Below are 20,263 nucleotides of genomic sequence, written 5' to 3'. Positions count from 1 at the left end.
TTTAGCCTGTAAACTTTCATATATTTTTGAGTTGGGCGTCTGCCTATTGGGCATCTTACTAATATTAAAATTCGAACATTAGAAAATACAAGAATTATTCAACTATGCTTAAAGATGTATTGACAGAAAATTTAGAAGTAGTTTTTTGCGGGACAGCAAAAGGCAAAGCTTCTGCATTGAAAGGATATTACTACGCCGGATCTGGAAACAAATTTTATGGCATTTTACATAGTACAGCGTTGACACCCAAAAGACTTTTGCCTACAAATTGCTATTCAATGAATGAATATAGAATAGGCTTGACAGATTTGGTACATACTGAATATGGAAATGATAAGGATATTAACAGTGATAGTTATAAAGTAGATGTTTTTATTAAAAAAATGGAGCACTATAAACCCAAGTTTATTGGTTTTACCAGTAAAGCTGCGGCATCATTTGCATTAGGGTTTAGAGGTGTTACAAGTCTTATTAATTACGGATTACAAATCCAGACAATTGGAGCATCAAAGATTTTTGTATTACCATCTACTTCTGGTAATGCAAGAAGGTTTTGGGATGAAAAATATTGGTTTGAATTGAAAAAACTGATTCAGGAATCTGCTAACAGCAAAAGTTAAAGAAGGGCGAACGCACAACAAAAGTATCCTATGTAAAGCGGTTGTAAGCGAGACCGAATAATTGGTGATATGTTTATAAAGTTACTGCATAAAAATATATTGATACACTTTGGATTTGAATGATTGGTTGCGTGTTTCTTAAACAAGAATATTGGAATCAGGCATTAAAAAAAATTGTTTAACTAGTTAACTTTCGAATATTTTTGAGTTGGTAGCAACCTTATTATAACTCTAAAAATCCAAGTGCTTTATTGACCAGAAATTATTGAAGAATGACTGACATTGAATACACCAGAGGTCTTATCTCTCTCGGTTATAGGGATTATATTGCAAGTAGGTTTTTGTTGAATAACAATTATATTTTACAAGGAACTGTTTTAGCAAGTTCAGCAGTAGAGAAATATTTAAAGGCTGGCTTAGCAATGAATGGAAAAAGACTAAAAAAATTTCACTTAGATAGTTTGGGGCAATTTAAATCACTTTACAGCCAAACACCTTATCACATGATGTTTGATGTTCTTGACCCAGTTTTTTTAGAAATTTTGGGTAAGGCTTATAAATATCGTTATTACGATGAGAACACAATTACAAAACCAGACACAATAGGGTTTTTAATAAACCAATTTCTTGGAACTTTGGATTTTACTGTAGATTCCTGCCCATGTTGACCCACCATTCCTGTTTATGTTGACCCATCATTCCTGCATGATGCCCCACTTGTTTTAATGAGCCTGTTATTTGATGCGGGGGATTATTCTTGAATGTTGACCCATCCTATAGGTTATCATTCACCGGATATTCCTGCATGTTGACCCACCACCAGATCAGTTTTTGGGCTACTGTCATTCCTGCATGTTGACCCACCCCTGACTTGCTAAGAGTAAGGTTTTTTAAATGTCATTTGCGCCTTTTAAAAATTAAAGGAGCATGGCACAAAAACCGATAGCAATGGAACAATTAAAGCAGATTCTTCAACTCCACAGCGATGGAATATCTATCCGCGAGATCACCCGCCGTGTAGGCATCAGCCGCAATAGTGTGCGTAAATATCTTGCGCGGTTTAATAATGTAAAACATACCCTTTCAGACAAGGAACTTTTGGATAAGGCCTATGATAATGACCTGATAGAACTGGAGGCTGAACGGCTGCGCCAAATAACAGCCCATTTTAATACAGCCGGCAGCGAACTATCAAAAACCGGTGTTACCAGGCAGTTGCTATGGCAGGAATACCTGGCCCGGCATCCTGATGGATATAGCTATAGCCGTTATTGCTATCACCTTAGCCGGTACTTTAAAAACCGCGACCTGTCCATGCACCTGGAGTACCAGTGCGGCGATATGATGATGATTGACTTTGCCGGCAAAAAACAATACTATACGGATACCGATACCGGGGAACTGGTTGCCTGCGAAGTGTTTGTGGCCATCCTGCCTTATAGCGGCCTTATATTTTGTAAGGCAGTACCCTCACAACAGACAGCCGATTTTGCTGATTGCATCAACAGTATGCTGAAGTTTTATGGCGGTGTATCAGCCACTATCGTTTGTGACAATCTTAAAACAGCCGTTACCCGTGCCGACCGCTACGAGCCACAGTTTACCGATATCTGCGAACAACTCTCTGAACATTACAGTACCACTTTCACTGCCACCAGGCCTTACAGCCCCCGCGATAAAGCCATGGTGGAGCGGGCAGTAAATATTGTATATACGCATGTATATGCGCCGCTACGCCAGCAAACCTTTACCAGCCTTAAAGCGCTTAATACAGCCCTGCACCAGCAACTGGCTTTACTCAATAACAAACCCTATAAAAACACACCGTATAGCCGCCGATGGTTTTTTGAAGACAAAGAGTCTGGTGTTCTAAAACCTCTTCCACCAGCGCCCTTCACCATAAAAAAGGTAGTGTGTCTTACGGTACAGCGTAACTATCATGTACAGCTCAGTGAAAGCCTTCATTATTACAGCGTTCCTTACGCGTATGTAGGTAAAAAAGTAAAAGTGATGTATGATGCCGGCACAGTAGAGGTTTACCTGGATGGCAACCGTATTGCTACACACAGCCGCCAGGGGCATAATAAAGCCTACACTACACTGGGCGAACACATGCCGCCCCACCATCAGAAAATGCAGCAGATAAAAGGATTTAACCGGGATGACCTTCTTGCGCAGGCAGCACGCTTAGGCCCTCATGTTGCGCAAGCGGCTTCATTAATACTCGAAAACAGTATTTACGTAGAGCAGAATTATAAATCCTGTTTTGGTATGCTGATGTTGTATAAAAAATATACCGCTGCGCGGCTAAATGCCGCCTGTATGAGGGCGTTACAGGGGCCAAGGGTTAATTATACCATGATTAAACACATACTCGAACGGGGGCTGGATAAACAAACTCAATTACCTCTTGCCGAACCTTTTATACCTAACCATGACAACATACGCGGAAAAGAAAACTATAAATAAAAACTTCATCTATAATTAAAAACAACAAATCAATTATGAACACAACACAAACATTGGAACAGATGCACAGCTTACGTTTAAACGGCATGCACCAGGCTTATAAATCGCAACTGGACTTACCTCTAAACCACCAACTGGAAGGCCATGAACTGGTTGCTCATCTCATACAATCTGAGCAGCTTAACTGTTACAACGAGAAAACAGCCTATTACCTGAAACTGGCCAAACTACGGCTGCCGGCTGCCATAGAGCAAATTGAATGTGGCGCTTCGCGCAACCTCTCCAAACAGCAACTGGCTACACTGGCCGAAAGCCTTTACATTAGTAATGGTGAAAATATATTGATTACCGGCGCTACAGGCTGTGGCAAAACTTTCCTCGCATGTGCACTGGGCCACCAGGCTTGTTTGCAAGGATATAAAACCACTTACCTGAATACAAACCGCCTGATTGAAAAGGTAACACTCTCCAAACTGGATGGCTCTTATATCAAACTCCTCAACCATCTGGAAAGGCAAACCCTTATCATCCTCGATGACTTTGGCCTGCAACCATTAACACAGGAAATAAGACTTACCATTTTGCAACTGCTTGAAGACCGCTATGGTAAAAAGAGCATCATCATAACTTCCCAGCTACCGGTTGCAAAATGGTATGAATACATAAATGACCCAACACTCGCCGATGCCATTATGGACAGGTTGACAGCTAATGCCAACCGAATTGAACTGAAAGGAGAATCAAGAAGAGGAAAAAAATCAAACAACTCTTAATACACATCTGTATTTTTATCCCCTCAATTAAGCTCTTACTCTTACTGCAAGCAAATAGGGTGGGTCAACATGCAAGAACCCTGGGTCAACATGACGAGAATTTACATATTACAATTTTAAAATTAGATAGCTTGTTCATCATTACGAAAGAAGAAAATGGAGTAACGACAAATCAAGATACTCAATTAAAAAGGGCAGCAAAAAGTGGACTGCCTGATTTATGGCTCAACAATTACGTTTTAAATAAACTTGATAAAATAGAATTCATGAATAGAAAGTCTAAGGCGTTTGGATTGCATATTACTCCTCTTAATTTTGGAGAAGAATTTGAAATAACCGGACACGATGTTGTTGGACTTTATCAAGGCAAAATGTGGACTGTAACATTAAATCTAACGCCAAGCCAGTCTTAAAAATATAAACAGTTAACAATTAAAAAAGCAGCAGCCAATAAAAGTATCCTATGTAAAGCGGTTATAAACGTAACCGAATAATGGGTGATATAATTATAAAGTTACTACATAAAATATATAGGTACACTTTGGGTTTGAACGATTATATATTCTGTTGCTGAACAGGATTACTGCTGCTGTTCAATTTATTCAAAGACTAAACAACTATCAAAGCAACATCAGATAAAACGCCATTGACTTTTAGTAGTTATCTTCGGCATCAATTATACAGTAGCAATGCAGTGAACTGTGTGCACCATCTTTAGAAAACCTTTTCTTCATGAAAAAAAGAATGACTTGGAAGCTGTTGCTATCAACTAAACGTGTAGCTGATTATACAAAATGTGAAACGAAATTTTTGCCATCTCAATATACTGATCCACGTAGCCCTTTTGAAAAGGATCATGATCAACTGACATTTTCCTACCCTTTTAGAAGACTTCAAGACAAGACCCAGGTTATACCATTTCCTAAATATGATTTTGTTCATACCAGGCTAACTCATAGCTTAGAAGTAGCTTCAGTTGGAAGATCGTTTGGAAAAATGGCAGCTGACTTAATTTTCGAAGAATTAGGTGAAGACATTATAAAACAATTAAATATTAACAAGTCAGATATTGGAGCCCTGGTAGCAGCAGCTTGTTTAGCACATGATATAGGAAATCCACCCTTTGGTCATTCCGGAGAAGATTCAATATCACATTATTTCCTTCAACGAGACAGTAATTTCAAACCGAATTTTAAATTTAAAAATGGAAAAGTTTGTAAAGAAAAATATGACGCCAATCAAAATAAGTTTATATCAATTGAATCACAGCCGACAGATGATGAAGCTGCATACATGAAAAAGTGGAAAGACTTGTCACAGTTTGAAGGTAATGCCAATGGCTTCAGAATTCTTACTAAAAATTGTGATAAAGGCATTAACCCTACATTAGCATTATTAGGAGTATTTACAAAATATCCGCGAGAAAGTTTCCTCTTACTTGATCCCTTTGAAGTTACAGACAAGGCAAAAAAGCCCAAAAGCCAAACAAAGTATGGCTTCTTCCAAGAACAGGCGGATGTGTTTAAATTTGTAGCTAACGAATTAGGTTTAATAAAAGTTGATGGCATTGATGAAAATGATATTGCATACTATAGACATCCGTTAGCTTTCTTGATGGAAGCATCTGATGACATCGCATATGGAATGATAGATTTCGAGGATGGATGTAGACTAGGATTAATTGATTTTGAAAAGAAATATCAAAAAATTAAAGTTCGCAAAAAGGATAACTTAGTAAAAGAAGTTTCATTAAACAAATCGCCGAAAGAAATTCTAATAAGTATCGCACAGCTTGATACCTCATTTGATAAAGAAAAACTCGCATCTTTAGCTGACTTTAAACAAGAAATTTCATATTTAAGAAGTAAAGTAATTAATGTTCTGATTCACGAATGCTTTGCTATATTCCGAACTGAGTATGAAAACATAATGACTGGTAAGTTCGACAAAGCTTTACTAGACTGTATAATGAACAGTGAAATAAAGGAAAGCTTAGACCAGATGCAAAGTTTAGTTAGAAAATTCATATATAATTATCCGCCAGTGTTAGAAAGTGAGGCGAGCGGATTTGAAGTTATGGAACATTTAATAAATTCATTTGCAATCATTAGCAATATTTGTTTCTCTTGCGGGGATGAAGAAACTCCTAAAGATCAAAAACTCAGAAGCTTACTTCCTGATGAATTTCAACCTGTTGCCGAGAAAGAAATTGAACAACTAAGCCATGATGAAAAGTATCAACGGGTTCTATCTGTATTAGATTATATTTCTGGCATGACTGATAATTATGCGATAAGTTTATATAGAAAAATTAAAGGTATTTCAGTCGAAAGATAAATCTGTAAGCGATTACGTTATATAATTGTATCAAGCAAATTGCGGCTTCAAGAAAACAATATGTATACATTAGTTTTTTATGGGTAATAAAAAAATGCATCAACGTTTTATTTGTCTGGCGATGTCATAATAAAATCTTTGAAGCAGTCGCATGTTTTGAGTAATGATCTGCGCATTAGAAATTAAACCGTCCCTATATTCGATTTGTTTCCCGTAATTCGTTCTTAACCCTTCAGGCAACCTAACTTTGGCTGCATAACCACTATCAGATGGAATAGGTGAAATAAATTCAAGCTTACCTATTACACTTCCATATTGCTCGTAGGGATAAGCCTGAAATTTCAGGAGAACAGGCTGGTTAATTTTCACTTTGCCAAAGTTAGATTGTGGTATAAAAACCTCTGCATAATAAGCAGTATTTGCCGGTTTAATATAGCAAACAGTTTGGTTAGCTTTTAACTCTTGTTTTTCCTGCAAAAAATCAGGAAAGGAAACCACGCCGTCAGCGGGTGATAAAAGCAAATATTTTTGCTTCCAGTCTTCGGTTTGGCTTTTTAGCGTGTTCAATGCCTGTATAAATACTATTTGCTGTTGCAGGGCGGTATTTTCGAGCTCAAGCATTTCTTTATTTTTATCATTTTGCGCGTTTTCATTACTGATAATACTGGAGTTCGCTTCCGGCACTGCTAATGATTTATTGAGCAGCTTGCTTCTTTCATCCCGGTATTCCTTAAGTGAAATCACCTTTTCTTTAAGCAGTGTTTCGTTCATTTCAAAGGTTTTTTGGGCAAGGGTTTGATCTTCGTGCTGAATAGCTTTTTGCGTATCGAGGTTGGTATGCAATTTTTTTAAATTATTTAAATCTGTTTCAAGCATTGATTTTTTTCTTGCATAAAAGCCATTCCCGATGTAATCTTTATAAATAAGAAACGCCTGCATAAAATTTTGATAGGGCTGCTGCAGCTCTCCTAAATTCTCAAAATGCAATGAAGCAATAAATGAAGGCAGTTGTTCTAAATGTGCATCTGTTATTAGTGTATGAATGCTATCAAGGCTTTGTGAAAGATGAAGAACATTTTCAGGCATAGCCGTACTTTCCATATAACCTATTATGGATTTCTCGGAAACGCTATCTCCTTCTTTTACAAAAAGCTTTACTAATTTACCAGCGACTTTATTTACTACCGGTTTGGGTGCATTTAATGATTCCAGCTTGGCGGAAGCGGAAATAACTTCCGGATATTGAATAAACCAACAGGCGCCAATAATAAAAACAAATAATATTAAAAACAACGTAGTGCCATGCAATATTAAAAACCCTGGGTTACGTGATACAAATTCCTGCACCGCTTCGCTTTGGATTGTCCGGCGTAAAGCAACGGGACGAGGTTTACCATTTTTAGAAATTTCTTCGATGGGCATAATTTATTTGCTTATAAAGTTTTCTACTGCTAAAATTTCTTAATAAGAATGCCGTGTTTTCTGGATCAGTTTAATTCCCGAGATCCAGTTGATTTCGTACTAATTCATAATAACGTTTTTTTCTGCTGCTCAATTCTTCATGAGTTCCCTGTTCCGCAATTTCTCCCTCGTGCAGTACGATAATATTATCCGCATTTTTTACAGTGCTTAACCTGTGCGCTGCAACAACAACTGTTTTACCATTGAAAAAATTTTGCAGATTTTCTATAATAACTTTTTCGTTGTTTGCATCCAGGGCATTGGTGGCTTCGTCAAAAAATAAATATTGCGGGTTTTTATATACTGCCCTTGCAATTAAAATACGCTGTTTCTGTCCTGCGCTTATGCCATTGCCCTCAGCGCCGATCTTTGTATTAAACCCTAAAGGCAATGATTCAACAAAAGGTAAAATATTTGCCATTTTACAAGCGTGTATCAGCTTTTCGTGTCTTAAATTCTCGTCATTTATAGTGATATTCTGAGCAATGGATTTATTAAATATATATCCTTCCTGAAGAACGCTGCCGCACTGGCTTCTCCAATAAGAAGGACTGATATATTTTAAGTTCACTCCACCAACCGTTATTTCCCCTTTATAATTTTCGTAAAACTTCAGCAGAAGTTTTAGCAAGGTTGTTTTGCCGCTGCCACTTACACCAACAATAGCGGTTACTTTTCCTTCGGGTATTTCGCATTTGATATTTTTCAAAACCGGCTCATTGCCTACGCCGGTATATCTAAATGACAAGTCTTGAATTTTAATGCCTTTATTTATCGTAATTGGATTTATTAACCCTTCATTCCAGCCGTGGTTTAAGGAAGCAGAATCATCTTTTTCTTCATCTTCCACCTGGTATATTTCGTTCAAACGCTCCAGAGAGATTTTGGCGTCCTGTGCCTGCTGCACAAAACCAACCAGTTGTTCAACCGGGCTGTTTAGCTGGCCAATAATATATTGAATCGCCAACATTGCGCCGAGTGTTAGCTGCCCGTTTAGCACAGCAGTTGCAACCAAAAAAGTAATAAAAATGTTTTTGCCTTCATTTATGAATACTGCACCTGCCTGTTGCCATTGGCTTAAGGATAAATTTTTAAACAGAAGATTAAATAACCTCGCCTGTAAATTTTCCCATTCCCAACGATAAGCAGTTTCCGCATTATTTAGCTTAATCTCCTGCATGCCATAAATGAGCTGCATGGTGGTACTGTTTTCCCTGCTGGCCAGAAAAAACCTTTTGTAGTCAAGATCACGCCGCCGTTTTAAAAAAAAGCGTATCCATAGAACATAAAAAATGCTGCCAATTGCAAAAACGAAGAATACCGAAACTTTGTAGAGTAAAAGCACTATAGAAAAAACAATAATGTTTATAAAAGAAAACATGGTAGAAAGCGCAGTGCCCGTAAGAAAATTTTCAATGCGGTGCTGATCCTCGATTCTTTGCAGGATATCGCCGGTTTGTTTGGTGTCAAAAAAAGCAAGAGGCAGCCTCATTAACTTGCTCCAGAAATCTGACAATAGCGAAATATTAATTCTTGTACTAACGTAAAGCAATATGCGGCTGCGAATAAAATCTACCACAGTCCGGCTGATAAACAGCATACATTGAGCAATAAGAATAATATATATAAACTGAAGATCGTGCGTATTAATGCCTACATCTACAATACTCTGTGTAAGGAAAGGAAAAATCAGCTGCAATAAACTGCCAATGAATAAACCAATAAATAATTGGGAAATAAACCTTCTGTTTTGTTTCAAATAAAACAACAGAACAGTCCATCCCACCTTAACTTCTTTTTCATCTTCCTGTACATAAAATGCATGTGTGGGTTCTAAGATTAAAGCGATACCAATTGATTCCCCATCTTCTTCTGCCTGCAGCCACTGTGCCTTGAATTCTTTCTCGGTCATTTTTACTAAACCAGCAGCAGGATCAGCGATTTCAAAATACTCTTTTTGTTGGAAAGGCGTAAGTACTACGAAATGATTTTGACGCCAATGTAATATAATGGGAAGAGGAACTTCTTCAGTTAATTGCTTGTGGGTTAAAGTTACACCCTGCGTGCGAAAGCCAATTTTCTCAGCCGCTTTTGAAATACCCAATAAAGAAACACCCTCTTTGCTAAACTGGCTATCAGTCCTTAACCTGTTCAATGAAATATTCTTGCCATAAAATTTTGCAATCATTTTAAGGCAAGTTGGACCGCAATCCATAGCATCCAATTGAAGATATAAAGGAAAGCGATTAAATTTCATATCAAACGACGATTAAGTAAATTCTTTCAAACTATTTTTCAAAAAAATCAAAATCCATAAACTTAATAATGTCCTTAATATCATATTGCGGAGCAAATAAATAATGGTTACAATATTTTGCCGGGGTGTTCTTAATATCATTCTGCTCACAAAAATCAACATGACACTTCAAAACAGCATTGACACTTTCCGAATTCTGAAGGGAAAAGCTTTTCTTTTTTAGCCATTTTACTTCATTTTTCATTGGAAGGCTGGTAAACCAGTCAAGCCAGATATTGATAACATCTTCCTGTTTAGAATGGAAATAATAATTAATTAAAGCTGAAGCAATCCTGGCAGAGCTTTTATCTTCTGCCTTTAATTTAAAGACAACTATGAAGTGAAAAACATCTTTCTTTTCATCCAAATACCTGATTAGTGAAATAAACGTGCGTGCACAGTATAAGCAAAAGGGGCTAATAATAAGATGAATAACATTTTTGCTGTCCTGGTTGCCGAAAACAATTGGATTGTTGCAATCCACTTCTACAAGTTGACGCTGACTGCGAATTATCGAATTAAAAGCTTTCGGGCTATATTTTAAAGATATTAGGTTTCGACTCAATTCAGGATAAGTAACCAATTCTTTATAGTAAGGTTTAAACAGTGTCCAAGCTATTGATGAGATTAAAAATGGAATTAAAATGTAAATAGAGGTTTTGAATGATAAAATTTCATCGAATGAAAAATATTTGTAAACCAGAACGAATTGGAAAATCAAAAGGAATTGAATGACCAGACACAATGCGCACCAACGCTTAGCAATTATTAATTGATAAGACAGAGAATAAATTACATAGCCAATTGATAGTATGCTTATAACCGATATAGGCTTTAAAATATCCGGATTACCAGACATCGCTGTTTCATAGATAAAAAGGCCAATAAAATATGTAACACCAACATCGCTCCAGGAAAAAAGATTAAAAAAAAATGATGCTTTAGAAATCAGTATGCTCTCACAGCTAATTTTTGAGTTTGATTTACATACTAAATTGTTGGAAAATGCCTTTATCTTAATTGTTTCCGCTGTTATGATCAAGGAAACAACAGTTCCTACAATGCTAATTAGCAGGGAAAGGAGAAATGTGCCTTTATATCCAGGTGGCGATAATAGCTGGTAAAAAAAGGATATGGAAAAAAAAAGAGTTAATAGCAATAGCAGCTTTTTATATTTTAAAACCGGGCTTGTATAACCAGAAGATAAAGTTTCGTCTGAGGAACCCCTTTCGTTTGTTAATCTTGAAACGACACCGCTCCAGCGCTTTTCAAAAATAGAGGCATGTTCTTTTACAATCCCGTCTTCACTTAAGTAGCTAATAAGAACATCAGAACTTTTCAAAACGAGGACAACCCGGTCTGCAAAGCCCAAATATGCCAGAAATGGATAAGTTAAATGCTTTAGATCAACATATTTTACTTTATAAAATTCGATTGGGATTTTAAGTGTGGCAAAAGCTCTTTTTATAGAAAGCAGAATGGAAGAATCAGCATTAGAAGACGACAAGAATGCCTCCTTTATTTCTTCTTCTTTTATGCCGAACTCATTATGAGAAGTCAAATAGTTATATAAGATATTGTATGGGTAGCTCTCTGACATAAATATACCTGTTAATAGGTTTTATCCCTTTTCAATAAAGAATCAAAGAATTTCGCTAAAAAGGAATAAACCACTACTTCAAATTTTCTTTGATTGGAAGTAAATAGCCTATTCAAAAACATGTGTATGAAACTTTCAGTTATATCGATTAACTTCTTCTTGTCTTGGCGCAATACCGATTCATTAATTATTTTTTTCAATGTGAGATAATGATTGTCAATATCTTTTTTAAATAACTGCATCTGATTGTTTTTATCCGCATAAGCTGAATATATTACTGGAGCATATTGCCGGTATTTTTCATTGATCTGTTTTTTCAATAAGGGATCATTTCCGAATTCATTCATAAAACCATTGCTTAGAATATTCATTAATTCATATTTCTCATGTTCGTTAAGTTCAATGGCACTCAAATAATTATTCACGCCTTTTATTGCTACGAGCAGACGCGTATCCTCATCCAAATCATAATTCGCAATCTTTTTGAGAATTCCTATCACGAACAGGCTATCATTCCAAAAAACGGATTCGGAAAGCTCAATGGAGGAATGCATGTATCTTTCCAATTCTCTCTCGTAGGTATCAATTTGAGTTTTATAGATTGCTGACCTAAAGGCCGGTTGATTAAGCTGTTCGGTAATGATATGGATACCATGGCAAATATCTTTCGCATTTTTAAACTTGAAGCGCAATCGCAGATGTGGGTTTGGATCAAGATATCTAATAAAAAACCATTTTTCTATAAGGTTTTGCCTGGTGAATTCATTAACTATTTTTGGTACTATTTTAAGCAAAATCTTATCGGCTGTAAAAGTTCCGGAATAGAATTTATAATACAACCAATCGCTGCCCGGCTTAAAGCTTTTTCGTACATATTTCTTTCCTGCTGTCGGTTTTAGTTCCTGAAATTGTACATTGTTAGTTGTGGCAATTGGAATAATTATTTCATTTACATATCTGTCATTATCATTGCTAATGACACAATTGTTTTTGTCCATTAAGAACTCTGTCAATCCCAGCTTTTTGATTTTAATTAGCTCACTTCTTAGTAATTCCTGGGAGTGCCTTAATTCAAGGTTTAAAGGAAGTTCCATGTCACGATATGAAATGCAAACTTTGGCTGGAATACTTAATTTTTCTCTTAAAGCCTCAATGTACTCGCTTAAAGCACTGCCGCTTAATTTAGTAATTTCAGGATGGGTTTCCAGTGATATTTTCCATTGTGCTTTTTGAAGAATTAATTTCTTATAAACTACACGTGGCAAAAACAATTCATCTTCAAATAAATTCCATTTCCAATTAAAGGGCACTAATAAATTTTGGACGCGCAAATCACATAAAAATTGATATAACGGCAAGCTATTTACATTGTGATTATGGGCGGAAGTGAGGCAGGGTATTATTCTCTTATTATGCTTCTTACTTCGCAAGATGATTTCGCCTTGCCGGACAGTAACAAGAATATCATTCAATAAAATTTGAATAATATTTTCACCTTGCCCTTTGGATAAGTAGGGTATTTCGTAGCTATAAAAAGATGGTCTTGCGCTTATATTCCCCACCTTTGTTTCAGGTATATGCACTACTTCTGCATATATAATATCTTCATGGTTTTTCTCAATTTTCTCAACGATATCTTTCAGCTTTTCACCAAGAGTTTTATTTAGTAAACCAAACCTGGCCATCAAATTTGCTGCAGAAGGGCCAGAAATGCTGGCTAATTCAAAATAATAATTACCTGATGTAAGCTCATCAATATTTGAAGCAATAATTGATCCCATTACATACATACTTTCCGGAAGCTCGAAGCCTTTCTCTGTTTTAAGAAATTCACCTATATCTTCCTGCTCTAATTGAACTACTTTTTGATTTAAAGTGATGGCCTGTTTAAACTTCTTAATTTCAAGCTGGGTGAACAAATCGTCTTTAATATAACGTTCATTTGATTTATCAAAACTTAACCCGCTAAGTAAACTGTGAAAATCAGAACGCACAACGTTTTGGTTACCATAACCAATGCCATATTCGGAATCAATAGCCAAGCTTAGCGGTATTTCACTTTCTCCAAATTTGTCACGGAAATTATTTATAAAATTAGCCAGATCAATGTTCTGCCTTCTATGGCTTAAGGGCTTTAATTCTTTAGTTAAATCAACAATTTCATCAAGAACATTTTTACTAATCTGATTTTTGTTCATATCAACTAAAAGGTCAACATGTACTGTATTTTTATGTAAATCGGAATTGACAATCTGTTTGACATTTTCGGTTATTTGAAAATATTTGCCAATCCCGATTTTATTTGGGCCAAGATTGTTGGCAAGTTGTTCTGCTTTTATTTTTAGTTTATCAATTCCCTTATAATTTTGTATGTTGTTGAGAAATGTATGTAAAGGGCTATCAATGATTAAGCAGGGTTCGATATCGTTTACTAATATTTTCTCGTTTATCAATTCATTTACGAAATCTGTCGCCAATTCTATATCAATATCTTTATTTATCAATGATTGACTTAATTCATTAATATTACAACTGCTCTTTGCTTTCCTTATAATTTTATCAAGCGATGCGGAAGACTCCACTTGTTGTAGTTCATAACATGCTTTGCCATTTATGAAAGTTGTATTAACATACCTATAGTTTTTATCAATCTTATAAATTGTATTATTAATTGAGTAATTGCTTTGGTTTTTAATTTCATCAGTTTGCATTAATGTTTTTAAAATTAAAATGAGAATACTGATATCCAAACGCACAATCTTTTGATGAAGTTCTTTCTTGCCATATTGTAAACAAGTATCATGGCCTGTTACTTCACCTAATGCAATTCCGGAAAACAGGCCAAAAGGGATAGGCCTTCCGCACATACGAAATATATACTTATAAAGTGTGCATTTTAATTTATCTATCTTCTTTTGTTCTAATAATTGATTTGTATTCAGTTTCTCCATTTCGTAATACAAATCAGTAGAAGCAACGTAAATAGCCTCTTTGAAAAAATCAGTTTTTAAAAGCTTAGAAAATAGAAAATCAAATTGCTCATCATTTAAATCAAGGATATTTACAGGAAGCAAAGTTGTTCTCAGCAAATAAAAATCAGACGCCAGCTCCATACTTTATCCTTTAAGGTTTATAAAATTTTGCTTATATCAGTAGTACTTTTTCCCAGTTAAATAGTTGGCTTCTTTGAGGAAGGTTGTCAATCAACACCAAACCGATACCACTAATTCCATTTAAGAGGCCAAAATCTGTTTTCCACACTCCTTTACCATAGTTGCCTTCAAACCAGGTTTTATACCCGGATGATCTTAAAGAAAGATTTGCAAGCCCGACAGTTCTTTGCAACCAATATTGCGAACAGTTTTTGAAATCGCCTATATCAGTTTGATTAAAAATTTGTTTGAACAATAGCGACACTCCTGAAGTTCCATGACATAAACAGGCGTCGACAATTCCGGTATCGGCATCTTCCTTTCTGCTTATTTGAAATTTTGCCAGTTCAAGTGCGGCATCATATACGTAAGTCTCTTTTAAAGATTCATTTACCTTAAGCAAGGAGGCTGCTATTCCCAAATCGCCATGGCACCAAGCCAATCTTTCCGGCGGATCTAACGGGTAAATCATTTCCTTGTTTACAATTCTGCTTGGAAAAAAAATGAGGCTGTCTTTTTCTTGATGGTAGGACAAAACCCATTTAACGGCGTTCTCAAGCACCTTTGAAATGCTATCATGCTCATATTCTGCTAAATCAAGTTTCAAAACTTCTGATAGAAAAACAAGGATACTTGGAATGCCATGGCTTAACCCTAAGCTGCACAAATTTTTATCTTCAATACTTCTTCCGACGGAATAAAAATCTTGCCAATATGTTCCGCGGTAATCGTGCTCAGAGAGATTAACTAGCTCTTGAATAATTGAAGTTAGATATGGATGGGGTTGATTATTATACTTACTCCTTTCTAAATAATAAACGCCCTTACCTATTAAGCCTGAAAAATAGTCGTATCTTTTATTCTGTATATCTACTTCTATCGAGTCAATTATAGTTTTGTCAAAGCTTTCAAAAATATCAGGGGATTCTAAGTCGATAATGTTTTCATTGACAAGAAATTGCAGTAACCAAGCGATCCCCGAAATTCCCTTCTCGAAAGAATAGTCAATTTCATATTTCTCGACACCCGCTAAAAGGATATCTACACCCTGATTAATTTGATTTAATAGGCAATCGTCTTCCGTAGTCTTATATAAATATGAAAAGAATAAGATAGAGCCTCCGATTCCGCTTAATAATGATGGATGATCTATCTGCTCTAAATTTTCGGTCAATTCAGTTTTTATGATTGAAATAATTTCATTTAATAAGTTACTGTTATCGGTTCTCATTATTATTTTTATGATCATTTAAATGAATTCCGCCGAAATTTGAAAGGAGAATTAACAGGTTCATTTTCTCTTTTTTCATTGAAGGAAATTTATCATTAATAGCTTTCCCGTTTACAATTTTGATGCGGCTTGAGTCGCTGTTTGCCAGCTCCATTAGCAAGCTTTTGTTTCTCTTGTCTGCTACTGGTCCCGAATTTTGATTTAAAAGATTAGAATTAGCAGGAAGCGTGCTATAACAATTTATATATTGATTATATAAAATGAAAACCCTGTTACGTACAGGTGAAGTGTTTGAATTTAACAGAAGAGATGCAAAGGATTTTTTATAATCAGATGAGGAATGTCCATAGCCAAACTGCGCGAAAAATCTTGCATGTGTATTATTAATCAAAGAATCATTATAAAGGCTAAGGAAATTTTCGTACATCGCATCATTCCGATTCCGTTTAAAATGATCCTCCCGGCTAATCAAAGTTTTATATAAATTATAATCACTGCCCCAATAGGTAATTATATCTTCTTTTTCAAGAGAATCTTTTAATATATTTTTTATAGATTGTATCTTATCCAAATTATCAATATCAGTGATCATTGAATCAATACTTCTGGATAGTAGTAAAGGAGGATTACCTTTTTTATTTTCTATTAATATTTTTAAAGCTCTCGGAAATGATCTGGATCTTGCGTTTACACTGTTACCTAACTCAAAATCTACCCCCCATACTTTTACTTTTCTGTTTGAAGGCAAGCTTTTCTGCAATGAATGAATTCTATTCCAGAATTCTATTTCTTCCTTTGAATAACAAAGGGTGTTTAGAATTGAACTATCTCCGGTTTCCAAATATTTATTATAGATAATCCCAAAGGAAAAAGGATATTCAATTATTAAGTTTACCGGACCAAAGTTTAACTGATAATTGATAATACTGAAAGACAAATCGTAATTACAGCTTACCGCATGGCATTCGCTCGAAAAAATAAATTTATAAGAAGTATCAATATGATACGACCAATTGATGCTATCAAAACCACGAAAGGATTTGTATATAGTTGAATCAAAAAGACTTTGAGAATATATCCGTGTAAATGATATTATTGCAAATAAGATTATAAAAGCAATCCTTTTAAACATCCTAAATGATTTAAAAAGCAAGTGAGGCAAAAATTAATTTTACGCCTCACTTTACTTTATGTGTTCAATGAAGAAATCAGGTATTTACTGGTGGGCAACAACAAGTATCACCTTTTTTTCTGCTGCAAGTATGATTACAGCTACATTCTGAACCAATTGATAATATTGGTTCCTGCGAATTTGCGCCACCTCCTTTAACCTTTAATAATTGATCATCTGTCAATCTGCTTAAAGTAGACTTTTTTAAAAACAATTTTTGAATTTTTGAATTTCTCATTGTAAAATATTTTGAATTTAAAAATTTGATCATTACAATCGTTTCTTTGAAATTACATTTTATGCCTTTAAACTTTAAAGGTAGGAGGACCTCTATTAATGGAATAGATGTAAGTTATTTTTTTAAGGTAGTATGTCATTTATTAATCCTGCACTTGAGGTATACAACAATAATCATGTTCCAATCTGGTGCAACTATGCTTACAACTCACGAATGACCAATTGATAATAATTGTTCGACGTTGGCATTCCCGCCACCACCTTTAAACTTTAATAATTGCTCATCTGTTAAGCGGCTTAAAGTAGATTTTTTTAATAGCAATAATTTAAAAGGGGGTTTACTCATCTTTTTAATTTTTGAGTTAAGGCTATTTCATGTTAAGGCGTTTAAAATAAGGTAACGCTATTCAAATAAATTACCTAAATCTTTCATTTGTAAATAAGATGGCAAGTCTAAATCTCATCAAAATTCTTTTTAAGGTTAAAGAGCAGCTTATAATTGAAGTCGAAAATTTGATTAACAAAAACCTTATCTTTCTTAAATGATAAGCTATCATCCAATTTTCTTAGAATAATAGTGATAATGTTTTCGACTAAACGAATGTAGCGCTTTTAGCAATCTGCATTTGTTCAATCCATAAATAGTCCCACTTGCATACTTTTTTTACACCGTTTGCATAGATATTGATAAGTTAAGTGAATATTTTACACTTTGAATAATTTTAGCTCCAAGCCGTTTAAATAATAAAGGGTATTTAGAAGTTGCCTTACAATTCATATTTCAGTATAAAGTCCTGCTTACATACTTTTTTATCACCATGCGCATATTAGTTTTTAAAGATTGTGCACAATTTTCGATGAGATGGCTTTCAAAAACTTGTGCACAAATCGTTTCATTTAACAGACATATTCAACTATCAATTATAAAAACTTTTTGGTATGAAAAACCCGAATTTAAAAAAGCTGTATTTTATCACTATTGCCTACACTACGTTATTAATTTCCTCATGCTACAAACAAGACATAGTGCAAGAATACAAATCAGGTGCTATTGACTCCTCTGTTGTGCAAGCAAATTACCTGGCGAAAATAAAAGCCGGTTTAAAAGATAGTTTAAATGCAAGCGACTTTGCAACCATCGATTTTCTTCACCTGTATAAAAGTAATAGTGTTCTTACCGGAGATCATTTTCTGCGCATAAGCATTGCACGTAAGAAGCTGTCAGATGATTTTGTTTTATTAAGCACCGACAGTATTGGAAATATCATTAAGGCAAGAATAGTCCACGTACAACATGATGGCAAGCAAAAGGGAAGCGCAAACTTTACAATGGTTGCAAGTTCCCTGAATCGAAAAGAAATTGTCTATCTTAAAAATACCGAAAGTAAAAATCGCCAAAACGAAAACCGTGAAAAAGCAAACACCGTTACCAGCAACAATATAAGTTCCATGATGGAGGAAGAAGCGCCAGCGGGTGAACAAACGCTGCCGGATGTTGTTGTAGTTGGATATATCTATGATAATCCTACATCTTATTATTGGTATTGTTTTGACGACATATTAGGAATGGGCAGTGGTGGTGGTGGTGGAAGCACTTATACATATGGTTCCGCTGACCCACAACCGCATGGTGGGGGCAGTGGCCCTGTTTATCCTGATGAAACCATTAATATTTCTTATGAAAATGCTGATCAATCACCGATAGATGTAACAAAATATGTAAACTGCTTTTCGCAGTTATCAGATCAGGGGGCAACATTTAAGATTACGATTTATACCGATATACCTGTAAATAATGATCCCTACAAACTGTTTGATTTTAGTACAGGGGCCTGCGGCCATACTTTTTTGCAATTAACAAAATCTAATGGCAGTACATCAATTCAGCAGAACATAGGTTTTTACCCTGAAACAGGATGGAAATCAATTGAAGCTAATGGGCCGGTTCCAAGTAAAATGGTGGATAATGCGGGTCATGAGTTTAATGCTTCGCTTACAGTGAATATAGATGCTACCCATTTTCAAAATGCTTTGAATGAAATTCAATACCAGTCTAAATCAAGATATGATATAGATAATTTTAATTGTACAGATTTTGCATTGTCCGTGTTTAATCTGGCAGCATATGAGCCGCTGGAAATTCCGCAATATCATATACCTGGCGGAATGATGGGTGAGCTTTCAAATACACCTCAAGGGCTATACATAGAACTTTCTGATCTTAGCAAAACAGGAGGATATGAGGGAGGAGAAATATTAATTCCGGGAGTAGCCGGATACGTAGGTGCAAGTCATGGCCCCTGTAATTAAATTAAGTAAAATGAAACGATTAAAATTAATTATCACTCACCCTTTATTAATAATTCTGTTATTCTGTGGAATAATAATAAGCGGTGAAGAAATGGGCGGGTTTTACCTATTGTATATTTTACTGGGATTGCCGCACTTTGTTATTCATTCAATACTTGGTATATCGGGAATATTTTGTTTAATGCTTGCTTATTACATTAAAAAAAGTAAGGGTTATTTATTTAATATTTTTGGAGCAAGTTGCATGTGTGGTTCACTTATTTATTTTTTTATACAACCTAATGCAAGTTATAACTATGGCACTTTTCATGAAACACTGCCAATGATCACATTATGTGCATTTGGAGCGCTGGTTACTTATTTTATTATATCTAATTCTATCCAGTTTATCGCTGATTTAAAAAAGTCTAGGCAGTTGCCACCTCTCGTTTAAAATGTTAGAGTTATTTCAATATTTAAATTCCATATATCCGCTTTCTTCTGAAGTTCAATCTTACCTGATGCAAATTTTAAGAAAACGGGAATTACCGGCTAATAGCTATTGGCTCAGGGAAGGAGATGTCTGCAACCGAATTGCCTTTATTGAAAAAGGGTTAATGAAAATTT

16 protein-coding genes are annotated in these 20,263 nt (G+C 35.2%); 8 read left to right on the top strand and 8 right to left on the bottom strand.

From position 1 onward, the window contains the following. Positions 1-104 precede the first annotated feature (104 nt). The 6 genes from QM629_RS15325 to dgt all read left to right on the top strand — a co-directional run bounded on the left by QM629_RS15325 (position 105) and on the right by dgt (position 6,199). Positions 105-620, top strand: coding sequence for a mismatch-specific DNA-glycosylase (locus QM629_RS15325; RefSeq protein ID WP_415160764.1), 516 nt, complete (start codon positions 105-107; stop codon positions 618-620). A 272-nt stretch (positions 621-892) separates the two neighbouring features. Next, complete coding sequence (locus QM629_RS15320; protein WP_415160763.1) at positions 893-1,288, top strand: hypothetical protein; 396 nt, start codon at positions 893-895, stop codon at positions 1,286-1,288. A gap of 259 nt (positions 1,289-1,547) precedes the next feature. Further along, positions 1,548-3,089, top strand: a complete 1,542-nt coding sequence (gene istA / locus QM629_RS15315; RefSeq protein WP_415160762.1) for an IS21 family transposase — start codon at positions 1,548-1,550, stop codon at positions 3,087-3,089. Positions 3,090-3,124: 35 nt separating this feature from the next. Further along, entirely contained in the window at positions 3,125-3,862 is a 738-nt protein-coding gene (istB, locus tag QM629_RS15310) for an IS21-like element helper ATPase IstB (RefSeq protein ID WP_415160761.1), read from the top strand. Positions 3,863-3,921: 59 nt separating this feature from the next. Then, positions 3,922-4,275, top strand: coding sequence for a hypothetical protein (locus QM629_RS15305; protein WP_415160760.1), 354 nt, complete (start codon positions 3,922-3,924; stop codon positions 4,273-4,275). A 319-nt stretch (positions 4,276-4,594) separates the two neighbouring features. Beyond that, positions 4,595-6,199 (top strand): dGTP triphosphohydrolase, encoded by a 1,605-nt coding sequence (dgt, locus tag QM629_RS15300; RefSeq protein WP_415160759.1) that lies wholly within the window; start codon positions 4,595-4,597, stop codon positions 6,197-6,199. A gap of 99 nt (positions 6,200-6,298) precedes the next feature. Here the strand turns inward: dgt and QM629_RS15295 are convergent, their stop codons facing one another. The 8 genes from QM629_RS15295 to QM629_RS15260 form a co-directional block, all read right to left on the bottom strand. After that, positions 6,299-7,621: an HlyD family secretion protein gene (locus tag QM629_RS15295; RefSeq protein WP_415160758.1), complete on the bottom strand. Its 1,323-nt coding sequence runs from the start codon at positions 7,619-7,621 to the stop codon at positions 6,299-6,301. A 70-nt stretch (positions 7,622-7,691) separates the two neighbouring features. After that, positions 7,692-9,917, bottom strand: a complete 2,226-nt coding sequence (locus QM629_RS15290) for a peptidase domain-containing ABC transporter (protein WP_415160757.1) — start codon at positions 9,915-9,917, stop codon at positions 7,692-7,694. A gap of 31 nt (positions 9,918-9,948) precedes the next feature. Next, positions 9,949-11,556 (bottom strand): vitamin K epoxide reductase family protein, encoded by a 1,608-nt coding sequence (locus QM629_RS15285; protein WP_415160756.1) that lies wholly within the window; start codon positions 11,554-11,556, stop codon positions 9,949-9,951. An 11-nt stretch (positions 11,557-11,567) separates the two neighbouring features. Further along, on the bottom strand, positions 11,568-14,669 hold the full coding sequence (locus QM629_RS15280) for a lantibiotic dehydratase (RefSeq protein WP_415160755.1): 3,102 nt from the start codon (positions 14,667-14,669) through the stop codon (positions 11,568-11,570). Positions 14,670-14,700: 31 nt separating this feature from the next. Then, positions 14,701-15,939, bottom strand: coding sequence for a lanthionine synthetase C family protein (locus QM629_RS15275; protein WP_415160754.1), 1,239 nt, complete (start codon positions 15,937-15,939; stop codon positions 14,701-14,703). Beyond that, positions 15,926-17,071 (bottom strand): hypothetical protein, encoded by a 1,146-nt coding sequence (locus QM629_RS15270; RefSeq protein WP_415160753.1) that lies wholly within the window; start codon positions 17,069-17,071, stop codon positions 15,926-15,928. The genes QM629_RS15275 and QM629_RS15270 overlap by 14 nt, the downstream gene beginning before the upstream one ends. 76 nt (positions 17,072-17,147) lie before the next feature. Beyond that, positions 17,148-17,348 (bottom strand): class I lanthipeptide, encoded by a 201-nt coding sequence (locus tag QM629_RS15265; RefSeq protein ID WP_415160752.1) that lies wholly within the window; start codon positions 17,346-17,348, stop codon positions 17,148-17,150. A gap of 207 nt (positions 17,349-17,555) precedes the next feature. Beyond that, entirely contained in the window at positions 17,556-17,693 is a 138-nt protein-coding gene (locus QM629_RS15260) for a hypothetical protein (RefSeq protein WP_415160751.1), read from the bottom strand. A 593-nt stretch (positions 17,694-18,286) separates the two neighbouring features. Here QM629_RS15260 and QM629_RS15255 point away from each other — a divergent pair. Both QM629_RS15255 and QM629_RS15250 read left to right on the top strand, forming a co-directional pair. Then, a complete protein-coding gene (locus QM629_RS15255) occupies positions 18,287-19,657 on the top strand; it encodes a hypothetical protein (protein ID WP_415160750.1) in 1,371 nt (456 codons plus the stop codon). Positions 19,658-19,667: 10 nt separating this feature from the next. Beyond that, a complete protein-coding gene (locus QM629_RS15250) occupies positions 19,668-20,090 on the top strand; it encodes a hypothetical protein (protein WP_415160749.1) in 423 nt (140 codons plus the stop codon). Positions 20,091-20,263 lie beyond the last annotated feature (173 nt).

The organism is Parafilimonas sp., assembly GCF_047606085.1.
In the GTDB taxonomy this organism is placed as follows: Bacteria; Bacteroidota; Bacteroidia; order Chitinophagales; family Chitinophagaceae; genus Parafilimonas.
This window is presented reverse-complemented; position numbering and strand designations above follow the sequence as displayed.